Annotated in this window: 10 protein-coding genes; 6 read left to right on the top strand and 4 right to left on the bottom strand. The window is 43.1% G+C overall.

Annotation, left to right across the window (positions count from 1 at the left end; all coding sequences use genetic code 11):
* Positions 1 to 116: 116 nt before the first annotated feature.
* From V6W81_RS15955 to V6W81_RS15945, 3 genes are all read left to right on the top strand, one after another.
* Positions 117 to 854: an SDR family NAD(P)-dependent oxidoreductase gene (locus V6W81_RS15955; RefSeq protein ID WP_338539694.1), complete on the top strand. Its 738-nt coding sequence runs from the start codon at positions 117 to 119 to the stop codon at positions 852 to 854.
* Positions 855 to 938: 84 nt separating this feature from the next.
* Positions 939 to 1,067, top strand: coding sequence for a DUF6254 family protein (locus tag V6W81_RS15950; RefSeq protein ID WP_222125993.1), 129 nt, complete (start codon positions 939 to 941; stop codon positions 1,065 to 1,067).
* A gap of 412 nt (positions 1,068 to 1,479) precedes the next feature.
* Positions 1,480 to 1,815: a thioredoxin family protein gene (locus V6W81_RS15945; RefSeq protein ID WP_338539693.1), complete on the top strand. Its 336-nt coding sequence runs from the start codon at positions 1,480 to 1,482 to the stop codon at positions 1,813 to 1,815.
* Between the two features lie 56 nt (positions 1,816 to 1,871).
* On the opposite strand, the gene V6W81_RS15940 is transcribed toward V6W81_RS15945, so the two are convergent.
* Positions 1,872 to 2,744 carry an AraC family transcriptional regulator gene (locus V6W81_RS15940; protein ID WP_145049030.1) on the bottom strand — a complete coding sequence of 291 codons (873 nt, stop codon included), beginning with the start codon at positions 2,742 to 2,744 and terminating at the stop codon, positions 1,872 to 1,874.
* A 199-nt stretch (positions 2,745 to 2,943) separates the two neighbouring features.
* Between V6W81_RS15940 and V6W81_RS15935 the strand changes: the two genes are divergently transcribed.
* Positions 2,944 to 9,324 carry a GDSL-type esterase/lipase family protein gene (locus V6W81_RS15935; RefSeq protein WP_338539692.1) on the top strand — a complete coding sequence of 2,127 codons (6,381 nt, stop codon included), beginning with the start codon at positions 2,944 to 2,946 and terminating at the stop codon, positions 9,322 to 9,324.
* Between the two features lie 210 nt (positions 9,325 to 9,534).
* On the opposite strand, the gene V6W81_RS15930 is transcribed toward V6W81_RS15935, so the two are convergent.
* A complete protein-coding gene (locus V6W81_RS15930) occupies positions 9,535 to 9,816 on the bottom strand; it encodes a GNAT family N-acetyltransferase (RefSeq protein ID WP_338539691.1) in 282 nt (93 codons plus the stop codon).
* Complete coding sequence (locus tag V6W81_RS15925) at positions 9,809 to 10,060, bottom strand: (4Fe-4S)-binding protein (protein WP_145049036.1); 252 nt, start codon at positions 10,058 to 10,060, stop codon at positions 9,809 to 9,811. Before V6W81_RS15925 ends, V6W81_RS15930 begins: the two co-directional genes overlap by 8 nt.
* Positions 10,061 to 10,342: 282 nt before the next feature.
* Here V6W81_RS15925 and V6W81_RS15920 point away from each other — a divergent pair, with 282 nt between their 5' ends.
* Positions 10,343 to 12,082, top strand: a complete 1,740-nt coding sequence (locus V6W81_RS15920; RefSeq protein ID WP_338539690.1) for an ABC-F family ATP-binding cassette domain-containing protein — start codon at positions 10,343 to 10,345, stop codon at positions 12,080 to 12,082.
* Between the two features lie 140 nt (positions 12,083 to 12,222).
* On the opposite strand, the gene V6W81_RS15915 is transcribed toward V6W81_RS15920, so the two are convergent.
* The gene (locus tag V6W81_RS15915) at positions 12,223 to 12,987 is read right to left on the bottom strand and encodes an SDR family NAD(P)-dependent oxidoreductase (protein ID WP_338539689.1); all 765 of its coding nucleotides are present in this window, start codon (positions 12,985 to 12,987) and stop codon (positions 12,223 to 12,225) included.
* Positions 12,988 to 13,119: 132 nt separating this feature from the next.
* Here V6W81_RS15915 and V6W81_RS15910 point away from each other — a divergent pair, with 132 nt between their 5' ends.
* Complete coding sequence (locus V6W81_RS15910) at positions 13,120 to 13,692, top strand: TetR/AcrR family transcriptional regulator (protein WP_338539688.1); 573 nt, start codon at positions 13,120 to 13,122, stop codon at positions 13,690 to 13,692.
* Positions 13,693 to 13,834 lie beyond the last annotated feature (142 nt).

Below are 13,834 nucleotides of genomic sequence, written 5' to 3'. Positions count from 1 at the left end.
GGTCTTATCTTAATGATTGGATTGTTACAATTTTAAGCATACAATTAGTTTTGTAAACATCATATAGCACTATTTATATAGTCGCTATTCAAAATATTATACTGGAGGAATTATTCATGGGCAAACTTCAAGATAAAGTAGCAGTTATCACAGGAGGAGCATCTGGGATTGGCGCAGCGACAGCACGTCTTTTCGTTTCTGAAGGTGCCAAAGTGGTCTTGGTGGATCTGAATGAAGAAAAAGGGAAGGCGTTCGAGCAGGAACTGAAAGCGCTTAAAGCAGATGCCCTCTTTATTAAAGCTAACATCACCAGTGAACAAGAGGTTGCGGATATTTTCAAACAAACGGTCGAGGCTTTTGGCCGAGTGGATATCGTATTCAACAACGCAGGGATCGGACGTGTGCATCCTTCACATGAACTGGACTATGCAGAATGGCGCAATACAGTCAACGTAGACTTGGACGGCGTATTCTTGGTTGCACGTGAATCCATTCGCGAAATGCTGAAAATTGGTGGAGGCACGATCGTTAACACGGCATCCATGTACGGATGGGTTGGTTCACCTGGTTCTGCAGCGTACAATGCAGCCAAAGGCGGTGTCGTGAATTTGACTCGTTCGCTTGCGCTGGAATATGCAGAAAATAACATTCGGGTTAACTCATTATGCCCAGGATTTATCGATACACCGATTATTCCTGAAGAGAGCAAACAGGCTCTTTCTGCAGCAACACCAATGAAACGTCTTGGTCAAGCAGAAGAAATGGCAAAAGCTGTTCTGTTCCTGGCGAGTGACGATTCTTCCTATATGACAGGCAACAGTCTGATCGTAGACGGTGGATACACTGCTCAATAAGAGTTAAGGATGAATGAAAGTAGCTTAACATCGACATCCTACAGAGGTAGTATCATTTCTCATTTCCAGAGGAGGAGATCTTTTATGGCTCGCCAGAAGAAAAGGCAGGAAGCTGCTTGGAAGTCACGAAAGCAAGAACAGCACCCTCATGGTAAAATCAGATCGCTCAAAGAAATATCAAGCGAGTATGATGAGAAACATACTACGGATTAAAGCGATGACTGTCGGCATGAACAGCCGGCGGTCATTTCTACTACTTATCTATCCTGTTAATATAACATTGAATATTCAATAAAGAATCCCTTTTGAAAATGATGTCAATGAAGCCGCTATGGAAGTAGCGGCTTTTTATGATGCTTCAGCCAATAGTGAAATTGAATAATTATCCCACTAGATGAACCAAGGGGTCGGGAGAAATCTCCAATTTTTCTTATTTTGTTTACTGTTTCCTAGAGGTGTGAACCGATTCGTCCAGATTCCTACTGGAGCAAACGAGGTCTTTTCCGAAAAGTCGTTGAAGTTGGATAGCCATATTGCAGTAGAACCAAAGGCTAGGTTTTAGTATTCCAGGTTTCCGTGTACAATATTTCTATATGTTAACAAGCTAAGATGAGAGGATTTGAATATGATGAAACATCAAATAATCAACTCTATTGAAGATATTGATATATGTTTACAACATCATTCTTTAGTTTTACTGTATGTTTCACAAGAAGAATGTTCTGTCTGTCACGCGATTCTCCCCAAATTAATGAAGCTTTTGACAAACTATCCTCATATTGAATTCATACAAGTGGATGCAAAGCAAGTTACAGAAGTTGCGGGGCGTTTTTTAATTTTTTCAGTCCCGACATTCATCATGTTCTATGAGCAAAAAGAATTGTTCCGAGAAGGTAGATTCGTACAGTTTGAATCTCTTGAGAATCGTATTCAGCAAATCTATAATTCTATAGCGTTTTGAAACTACGACATTGAACGTCTCGATCCCTGTGAGCCTTAAGCAAAAGCAGAGATGGCCTATTCATAGTAGATCGCTTCGTAAGGAAATGTTAGCTTATTCAGCCGATATTCTTTGGGCGACATGGACATATATTGCCGAAAGACTTTGCCGAAATAGCTGGGACTCTCGAAGCCGCATTGTTGACCGATTTGAGCAATCGGAATTTCTGTCGTGCGGAGAAGTCGGACGGCAACTTCAATCCGTCTGTCCTTGAGATAAGCTAGCGGTGATGTTTTCTCCGATTTCTGAAATAATCTGCATAAGTAGTGTTTATTGATATCACAGTGGCTCGCCAGTAGGTCCAGCGTCAAGGGGGAAGCATAGTTCTCTCGAATGAACTTTTTGCATTTCTCGATTGTTGTTATGGATAGGACACCGATATCCCTCTCCGCATCCCGACTCGTCTGCACTAAGAGAAGCAACCACTGATAGACTTGCATGGACAGACGATACTTGTCGGTCACTTTCTCTTGATGAATCAAATGGATGATCTGCCACAATTCTTGAATTAAGGGAGAATCCGCGTTCCGCAAAATGACATGCCCCTCATTATCATGAATCATATCCCATATTCGATTGGCTTCATCTCCGCGAATGTTAATCCAAATAAATTCCCATGGTTCGTTATTTTCTTGCTTATAGTAATAGCAATGTTCTCCGCTAATTTTGACGAGTAGTGCGTGCCCCTTAGGTAAAGGAAGTGTTTGATTGTCAATATCCAGATAACCCTGGCCATTCAGAGTGTATTGAAAAACAACATGCCCCGGATCCGGTCTGTCATCACTTGGACAACGATATTCCTCACTTGAGACGATCTGCCATCCAATAGAGTCCAGTGTCATGATTGATGTATCGTCATTACGAAAAGCATAAGAGACCGTATGATTCATACCTTCACCCCTACCTAAAAAAGTCAATTATGTTATATAATACGTCACATTTTTTAGATTGTCTGTCTTTTTTTAGACCTGTAAGATAAATGTAAGCGGTAACATACGAAAGGATGGTGACTGTAATTTTGTGTTCATTTGACAACAAGTAAGGCAGATTTCTTAAAATGAATTTTTGGATAAAGGAGGAGCTAATCCGATGAACCGAAGAACTGTTTCCATCCAGAAATCGATGTTTGTATCTTTTCTAGCATTCCTTATGGTAATTTCATTGGCTGTACCTCCCGCTCCGGCACGAGCAGAGACATCAGACATCAAGGCGGGTCGACAGGGGGAATATCTGAACCGTGGTCTGGTTGCGGTTCTCGTGGACAACGGTGTTTTTCTAAGCTGGAGGTATCTGAACAATGATCCTGATGAGATCGCTTTCAATATATATAAAAACGGGACGAAAGTAAACGCATCGCCTATAAGCGATGTGACGAACTATGTGGACACAAGTGGCTTCGACAGCTCCCAATATCAGATTTCTACGATTATTACGGGCAAGGAGCAAATGGAGCCAGAGGTTGTATCGGTCTGGCATAACGATTATCTACCGATCCCGCTTGATAAACCGGCTGACGGCCGAACCAAGGACGGTGGAACTTACTCCTACTATGCGGGTGATGCTTCCGTAGCGGACTTGGATGGTGACGGCGAATATGAGATCGTCTTTCTGTGGAGTCCAAGCAATTCCAAGGATAATTCGCAGGCAGGTTACACCGGCAATGTGTATATCGATGCGATCAAATTAGACGGCACGAAGCTGTGGCGGATTGACCTTGGCGTCAACATCCGCGCCGGAGCACATTATACGCAATTAATGGTATACGATCTGGATGGCGACGGAAAGGCTGAAGTAGTTGTAAAGACTGCAGACGGCACGACAGACGGACAAGGTACGATCATTGGCGATGGTACTAAAGATTACCGTAATGAAGGCGGATACATACTGACAGGTGCAGAATATCTCACGCTATTCAACGGTGAGACTGGAGCGGCCGTATCCACTGTGGATTATGATCCTCCAAGAGGCAATGTCAGCGATTGGGGCGATGGCTACGGTAACCGTGTAGACCGTTTCCTTGGCGCTATCGCTTATCTGGATGGTACGAAGCCAAGTGTTGTAATGAGCAGGGGGTATTATACTCGTACTGTGCTTGTTGCTTATGATTATGTTGGCGGAGAACTCGTCAAACGTTGGAGGTTTGACACCAACGAGGCAGGATCTCAATATGAGGCACAAGGCAACCATAATCTAAGTGTGCTGGATGCTGACAATGATGGCAAGGACGAGATCATGTTTGGCGCCTTAGCGATAGACGATGATGGCAGCTTGATGTATAGCACCGGACTCGGTCACGGCGACGCTATGCACGCAGGCAAGCTCGATCCGAACCGTGAGGGTCAACAGGTCGTAAGTGTACACGAGCATTCCAATGCTGCATACGGACTGGAGATGCGTGATGCGGCTACAGGTGAAATTCTCTGGGGAGAGAAAACGGGTTTTGACACAGGCCGTGGGATGTCGGCAGACATTGATCCGAATCATCCGGGATACGAGTCATGGGCAACCACGGTTACTAACGGACAAAGTGTACCTGTAACCAGTACTTACTCGGCTGCCGGAGAGCCAATCTACACTGTTGAAGAGGGACCCAAAACCGCAAACTTTGCCATCTGGTGGGATGGAGATCTTCAGCGTGAACTGTTTGACCATGAGTGGGATAACAGTACAGCTAGAGGAATTCCGCTCATTTATAAATGGGATTACGAAAATAAAAAGCTCGACGAAATCTTCCGGGCAACCGGTACATTAACGAACAATCATACCAAAGGAAATCCTGCGCTTCAAGCGGACATTCTGGGGGACTGGCGTGAGGAAATTCTGCTGCGGAGTGAAGATAGTTCAGAATATCGTCTCTATACGACGACCATTCCTACAGACTATCGCATCCCTACACTGATGCAGGATCCTGTGTATCGCCTGGGCGTAGCTTGGCAAAATGTATCCTACAACCAGCCACCGCATACTGGCTTTTATCTTGGAGCAGAGTCAACTTCATTCCCTAAAGCTGATCTGACACTGACTCGCGGAGCGGAAATGCTGGATTCCGTATACCGTTTTGATTTTGGTACAGATACAGCGGCTGGAAGTACGGATATTCAAGATACGCCATACACACAAGAGACGGGATATGGATTTACGGATACAAGCGGTGTTACCGTAGGGGTTAACGAGGTATCAGTCGCGGCAGGCACGACATTTGCCGTTGATCTGCCGAATGCGAACTATAAGGTAACACTGCGTTTGGGCAGCGATACGCATGACTCTAACGTTGGAGTCAAATCTGAATTTGTTCAAAAGTTCGCTGTAACCAATGTAAAAGCAGGAGAGCCGCTGGAGTATTCTTATGATATTGCCTTAGTGGACGGGCAACTTGATTTTCTCTTTACGGGTACTGCCATAGACATCCAAGACATCATTATAGAGAAATATCCGGAGAAAGAGGCCGGTACAGCAACGACGATCTATATGGCCGGTGATTCAACGATGCAATCTTACAGTGAAATGCAAGCTCCGCAAGAAGGATGGGGACAACAGTTCGGACGTTATTTCTCTAATGGGGCAGTGATTGTGAACGATGCAATTGGTGGACGTAGCAGTAAATCGTTCATGGTAGATGGACGTCTGGATACAATTCTGCAGCGCATTAAGCCAGGGGATTTCTTCTTCATTTCCTTTGGTCATAATGACGCTAGTGCAGGTATACCAGATCGGTATGCATCACCAGAAGACTATAAAATCTATTTATCCCGTTATGTGAACGGTGCGAAACAGCGCGGCGCTACACCGGTACTGCTTACTCCGGTTGGACGCAGAGATTTTAATACGTTAACTCAGGAGTTCAATGTTAGCTTCCCGGCATATGTGCAAGCAGCCAAAGAAGTGGCGCAGGAACTGAATGTGCCGCTGATTGATCTCAGCAAATTAAGCATTGCGTACTTCAACAAAATTGGTAATACAGCTACGGAAAAAGTTTTCCTATATGCTAATCCGGGCGAATATCCGAAATACCCGAATGGGATCAACGATAACACCCATTTCAGCAGTTATGGTGCGCAGAGAATTGCTGGATTGGTTGCCGGCGCGGTGAAAGACATGGAGCTTAGCATTTCTCCCCTGGTCATTGACCCGGATACAGCTGAACCCGAGCCAGAGCCGGAAATCCAGCTCTACGAAGAGGACTTTGAAGGCGCCGCAGCGGACTATCAGTATGCGATGGTGAACGCTACTGGTATTGCCGGTACCATGGCGGGAACGGTAGTTGAACAGTCAGGGAATAAGGTACTGTCGGTCACAGGTTCTGGATCAGGCCATCGGGCGAAAGTGTTCCGTTTGTTCGATGCCGTAAATGGCGATAAGGTAGACGTGAACTTTGACTGGCAATCCGGCAATGTGAGTGCCTATCCGTCTGAAGGTCACCTGACGGTTCAAGATTCGAACGAAAATGCTCTGTTCACACTGTTTACCAAAACCGGAAGCACGAAAATTCATTATTTTGTCGGTGCATATAACCCGGACTACGGCACAGGTGATACAGCCATACCTGAAGGGGGAACGGCTACAGAGATCTCCAAGAACCAATGGGTCAATGTGGATGCATCCGTTAATTTTGCCGAGAAAACATTGGATCTGACATTAACGAATCAGGCGGATCCAACCGTCACACAGACGATCCAGGATATCCCTATGAGTTCCATCGCCTATGCAGATAACGTCAGAGCGATTCGGTTCCTTGGTACGAGAAAAGGCGGTGGAGGTACGCTGAACTGGACTACTCAGATTGATAATGTGCGAATTGAAGGAACTCAGCTTGATTCAGAGGGCGGCGATCAGACAGCCTTGGTTGACCTGTACGATGAGGTCAAGGCACTTGATCTGTCAGCATATACAGAAGCTTCGAAAGCAGTAGTCAATCGGGCTTTGGCAGCTGCGGAAGCTATCTTTAATACAGAAGCAACCCAAGCTCAAATTGATCATGCGTTTAACGTGTTAACGGTCGCAAAGGATTCGTTGACGACTGAACCGGGTGTAGAGATTAACACGTACAAATTTGATTTTGGTTCTGGCGATGCTGCCGAAGGATACATCAAGGTAGATGCCAAAAGAGCGTACATTGAAGGCAATAAGTACGGCTTTGCTGATACTGCATTGACACAAGATGAGAACCGGGAGACCGGGGATGCGCTCAAGGAGGATTTTACTCGAGTAAACGGCACTTCTTTCCTGGTGGAAATGGAGCCAGCGAATTACCGTGTAACGATGACCATAGGAGATGCGGAAGAATCGACCAGCGCGAATGTCGTGGTAGAGCAGATGACGAAACTGCCGCTCACAACCATTGCCAAGGGCGAGTTCAAAGAAGTAACCTATGATATTGCGCTCATCGATGGAATCTTTAACTTCAACTTCACTGGAAATGCACCGAAAATCAATGCGTTGACGCTGGAGCGTCTACCAGATAACAATGCAAGCGACAAACCTATTGTCTATCTGGCTAGTGATTCCACCGTGGCCAATTACGCGGAGAACTATCGTCCGCAAGCAGGTTGGGGCGAGACGTTGGGTCAATATTTTGATCAAAATGAAGTCAGCATTGATAACCGTGCAGTCGGGGGATTGAGCAGCAAAACCTTCCTGGTTGGTGGATACCTTAACGATATTTTGCTCGACATCAATGAAGGCGATTATCTATTCATGCAGTGGTCTCATAATGATTCCACGCCGTCCCGTCCAGAGCGTTATCTAACGCCAGAGCAGTTTAAAGTGTACTTGAAAGAATACATTAACGGTGCTCTGCAAAGAGGGGCGATTCCGGTTCTGGTCACGCCAGTCAACCGTCGTGATTTTACCGGAGAGGTGCTGAATAAGAGCTTCCCGGAATACGTACAGGCGATGAAGGAAACGGCACAGGAGACCGAAACGCTCATTATTGATCTGAACCAAGCTAGCTGGGAGTATTTCCAAGAGCTTGGCACAGAAGGAACGAAATCAATATTTATGTGGGTAGGCACAACGGAAGACAATACACATCTGCAGATGAACGGAGCAATCAAGGTATCTGAACTTGTGGCAGGTCTTGTGAAGGAATTGAATATTCCGCTGTCAGCTCACGTTAAATTGGAAGGAGAAAATCCAGATCAGAAAGCCCCGCATACCACGGTAACCGTGGAAGGGGAAGAACATGACGGGTGGTATACTTCTCCAGTACAAGTAACCTTTACAGCAAGTGACGAAGATTCCGAGGTCGAAGGAACTTATTATCAAGTTAACGATGACGAGACGGTGAGTGGCACACAGTTGACTCTAACTGAAGAAGGTACACACACGATCACATACTGGAGCGTCGATGTAGACGGTAACAAGGAAAGTGAGCAGTCTTTGACCGTATCTATTGATCTCGTTCCTCCAACCATCGAAATTCATGGTCAAACGGAGTACACGATTGATCAGCATGTGGAAATCGGCTATACAGCCTCTGACGCGGTATCCGGTGTGGCAGAACCGGAGGGTGTGCTTCTGGATACTCCAGCGTACACATTGGAACCGGGCCTGAACCAGGTTACGGCAACCGTCTCCGATATAGCGGGTTGGGAACAGACAGTAGAATATAGCTTTGCGGTAATTGCTACTTTCGACAGCTTGATTAATCTGACGAACTCCTTTGCTGATGAATCGGCCGATCCGAATGCAAGCGTACTTGCTGATCAGCTTGTGAACACCTTACAACAAGCACAACAGGCTGCTAATGATCGTGACGGGGCAAAAGCACGTCAACTGCTCGCATCCTATGGCAGTGACGTTCAAGCAGCTAGAGGAAACGTGTTTACGGATGAACAGGTGAATGTACTGCTTAAGTGGGAGGAATGGCTTTACCAAGCAACACCACTAGCGAACGGTGCACCAGGGACACCGGTACTGTCGGACAATAACGGTTACGACACGGGACTCAAGGATGGAGACTACACTGTCACGATGAATTTGTGGTGGGGTAATAATGGCAATCAATTCAAGTTGTATGAGAATGGTGAGTTGATTAAGGAAGTTTCCCTAGTTGATCAATCGCCATCTGCTCAGTCTGTAAAAGTTGATATTACTGGAAAGAAAAATGGTACCTATATGTATACCGGGGAATTGATCAATTCACTAGGTACGACCACGAGTGTTCCACTGACAGTCATCGTTACCGATGCTTCTCCAGGGCAAGCTATTCTGTCGAACGATAACTGGGATGGTGATGGTAACTTTAATGTCACGATGAACTTGTGGTGGGGAACAAATGCTACTGAATATGAACTGTATGAGAATGGCGTTCTGATCGATACACAATCACTACAATCGCATACACCTAATGCTCAGTCTGCGGTTACCGCTATCTCTGGAAGATCATCTGGAAGCTATGAGTATGAAGCTGTACTTCGCAATCCTTCAGGGGAAACCAGATCATATCCATTGCAAGTGAGGGTACGATAGTGGTTGTAACGTTTGAAGAAGTCCATTAACATTTTGTGATTAGAGCAATATCCTTATATAAAAAGGTGCTATTCCTCATCATTTTGAGGGATAGCACCTTTTTGAATGAGCTCCGTATGAGAGCATTTGACTGATTTGAAAATCCATCTAAGGCATGGTTAGAAAGAGAACTGATATCTAGAGAAATTGTGATCTAAACGTGCTTAGTTATTATTTATTAAGAACATCCGCGTATTCAGTGATACGATCAAAACGACCTTTGGCAAACGGGCATAATGGTAAAATCTTGATACCGTTTTCCCGCGCGTATTCCACCATCGATTGGAGCAGTTTATCGCCAAGTCCTTGTCCTCGGTAAGCATTTTCTACTAACGTGTGATCAATAATGTAGAGCTCAGGACTTGAGATCACATACGTCATTACTGCAGCAATGTCACCGTTATCTTGAATAATAAATCTTTTGTTAGCAGGTTCATGTTCTACGTTATGCATGTTCATCCTCTTTCCTAGTTGAAAATTTACCGTCCAGAAGTTTATACGTCAATGCTCCGCTTGGACAGGTGTCAATATGCCGGGCAATGGCCTCGGAAGTGTCAGCATCTGGATCAACCCAAGGACGTTTACTTAAATTAAAAACTCCAGGAAGTCCTTTTACGCAAATGCCGGAATGAATGCAGACATCCGAATTAAACATAACTTCGATCTCTTTACCGTAGTAGACCTTCTCCTTAGTCATAATCTTCACATCTTTCACTTTAAAGTTTGTTTATAGAACTAGCTTCATTATTCAAAAGCCGACATAAATACTTTGCGACAAGCATTCTTGGAAAACAGTGTCTGCCAGGCTCTCGATGTCCGAATTATAATGAGGAATCGTAGATAAGTCAACGAGACTAATCTCCTATACGAAGGACTAAAAATGAATTGTACTTGGGGGTAATCAGTGTTACTCTAAAAGTCTGTGTTCATAAGACATGTATTCATAATCACCATTTTAGTTAGAAAGAAAGGTAACACTATGATAACAGTTGATAATTTATCCTTTTCATTTCCGCAAAAAGATTTATATAACAATATTTCATTTACATTAGAAGAAGGCCAACATTGCGCCTTTATCGGAACGAGTGGTAGTGGGAAAAGTACGCTGATTGATATTCTGATGGATCCGGAACGATATTTATACGATGGCAAGTTGGAGATAGACCCAGAGTGTAGAATCGGGTATGTAAGTCAGTTCTTACAAGAAGACCAAGCGAAAGAAATGACTGTTTTCGAATTTATTGCAGAAGAATTTATCAAAATTCAAAATGAAATCACGTCTATTTATGCTGAAATGGGAACCACTTCTGATATGGATTCGCTGATGGAAAAGGTTCAATTGGCGTTAGACGCGTTCCAGTCGATGGACGGGGATAATTTCGAAAACAACATTAATAAGCAGCTAAACCTGGCTAACCTCATGAAGCTAAAAGATCTTAACATTTCCTCCTTAAGTGGTGGAGAATTCAAATTGATTCAAGTGATGAAGCAAATGCTCCATCGTCCAGACTTAATGATTATGGATGAACCAGATGTATTTTTGGATTTTGAAAATCTAAATGCACTTAAAAAACTTATAAATTCCCACAAGGGAATGCTGCTGGTGGTTACGCACAACCGATATCTGTTGAATCATTGTTTCAACAAAATCATCCACCTTGAAGATACGGAGATCCAAGAGTTTGATGGACGATATATCGATTACAACTTCTCACTGCTTCAGACCAAAGTAGAGTTACAAGAAATCGCAGTCGCGGAAGAAGAAGAAATTAAGAGAAACGAGAATATCGTAATTAACCTTAGAGAGATCGCAACGAATGATTCAGAAGCATCGAGAGGCAGAGCGTTAAAGGCTAGAGTTAAGTTCACAGAAAGATTGGAAGCACGTAGAATTAAAGCGCCATTTGTTGATATTAAGCAACCGAATATTCATTTTGATGTGGATCTTGAACCAGAAGATATCCCTGTTGTACTTGTCAATAATTATAGCGTTGCCTTTGACGAGTTGCTTTTGGATAATGTTAGTTTTGAGATGAAAGCTACAGATAAAGTAGCCATTATCGGTGCAAACGGTACCGGGAAAACGACTTTGCTCCGCGAAGTCTTTAAGAATAATCATGCTTCCATTGAAATCAATGCTGATGTCAAAGTGGCTTATTTATCTCAGGTTCAAGGTGAAATGCTGAAGGATTCGAACACCATACTCGATGAGTTCATTGATGCTGGGTTTAATACGTATGATGAGATTAGATCGTATCTTTCAAACTATGGCTTTGAAGGAGAAATTCTTAATCAAAAGATAGAATCTTTATCTGGTGGAGAAAAAAATATGCTTCAATTGACTAAAGTTGCTGCCAGTAAAGCAAACGTATTGCTGCTGGATGAACCGACAAGCCATTTAGATATCTATTCTCAAATAGCATTGGAGAATGCCATTACGGATTACAAAGGCGCTATTCTCATGATTTCGCATGATTTTTATTCTGTAGTCAATGGTATGGATTATGTTGTCCTCATTGAGGATAAAAAGATTAAAAAAATGAGTATTGAAGAATTTAGAGAGATGATCTATGAGAGTCATTTTAATAAAGACTATTTAGAAACTGAACAAAAGAAAAAAGCAGTTGAAATGAAAATTGAATTAGCTTTGAAAGATACTAATTTTGAACTTGCAAAAGGTTTGGTGGATGAGCTAGAAGAGGTCATTAAGTTGCTTTAATTGACAAGGTTCTGATTGAAATGATAGACCAGAAAAAAGTCGCTACCTTAGCGACTTTTTTTGCTTGTAAGGCCAATGGAAGGTCAATCATATTTCTGTGTAATGCATCGCAACCGTATCTAATAAGAATCGGATCAGCATCACATTGCTTGATCCGTTGGACGAACTAAAATCTCGTTGACCGCAACACGACGTGGGCGAGTTACAATAAATTCAATCGTTTCCGCAATATCTTCTGCTTCAAGAACTTCAATATTGCTCAGAATATTGGAAAGTTGCTCACGCACATCGTCACGTAAGTGATTACCTAGTTCCGTTCCCACTGCGCCTGGCTCTAAAATAGCCACACGAACGTTAAGTCCGGCAGTCTCTTGCCGCAGGGCTTCAGTAAACGCTGCAACACCAGATTTCGTGAGACTATACACCGCTTGCCCTGCCGATGGTTTGCGTCCAGAAACTGAACTGATATTAATTAAATCAGTAACTTTCCGTTCGGAAGTCAAGGCTGATTGGATTAGATACGGTAGTGCAGCATGGGATATGTATAACAACCCATTTATATTCACGGATATCATTCGTTCCCATTCGATTGAGGGCGTCTCTGACACACTACCGATTAACATGAGTCCCGCATTATTTATAACGGTGTCCAAACGTCCATATTTATGGATAACCTGCTGAACTGCATGTTCCGCTTGCTTCTTATCTGTTATATCTGTTTCTATTACAAGAACCTCACCTCCAAGGTTTTTTAGCTCCGAAGCCAGATTCTCCAATCGATCTCTACGACGTGCGACAAGGACAACAGTTGCTCCTTGAGCAGCGAGCCTTCTGGCAGTCGCCTCACCGATTCCGCTACTTGCTCCAGTTACCAATGCCACCGTATCTTGCAATTTTTTGAACATGTTATATTCCTCCTCAAATTTTATTCGCTAAGATGTTACTGTTGTAACGTCTCGTTGAGCTCAGTATAATGTGTATAACATAAAGATATCAATGCGTTTCGAGGCAACTGTGACATAAAAGGAGATGTTGTAATGTCAAACCCATCTAATCAACTCAGAAGTGCGATGACGAAAGAGTGGATCTTCAATGCACTAATGATATTAATGCAAAGCAAAAATCTAAATAATATATCTATTACCGAGGTTTGTACAAAAGCTGGTGTTTCACGCATGGGGTTCTATAGAAATTACAACATCATTGAGGATGTAATCGTGGAACGCATTGATCAAGTGTTTAATGACTTTTTTGATCAGGCATTGGCAGGGGAGAACTTTGATAACTATTATTCAACACTATTATTCTTCAGATGTTTCAGGAATGAGAAAATCTTAGTAGAAAATCTGGTAAAGTCCAACGTTAGTTACTTATTGCTGGCCAAGTGTAATGAATACCTGCACAAATTAGCCACAAGAATTGTAGTTAAAACCTACGATGATTCTTACAAAGAAAACTATATTGCTAAGTTTTATGTAGGTGGATTTTATTGCGTTTTAATCGAATGGGCGTTAAATGGCATGAAAGAAAGTGATAAGTACATGGCTGATATTTTGTATGAATTCTGTGGGGTCACTATTCCGAAGGGAAATGCTGAAAAAATAGTGTAATTAAATTATGGCTCAAAACCGAAATCATTGGTTGAAAAATCGAAATGAGAGATGTGTAGGTTTGGTTGATAAGCTAGAAGAGTTAATTAAGTTGCTATAATTGACAAAGCTCTGAAATCATTACAAGTAAAACTCCATTTCA

It is taken from the genome of Paenibacillus tundrae, from assembly GCF_036884255.1.
GTDB lineage: Bacteria > Bacillota > Bacilli > Paenibacillales > Paenibacillaceae > Paenibacillus.
Note: the sequence above shows the minus strand (reverse complement) of the source record. Positions and strands in the feature narration are given on the sequence as shown.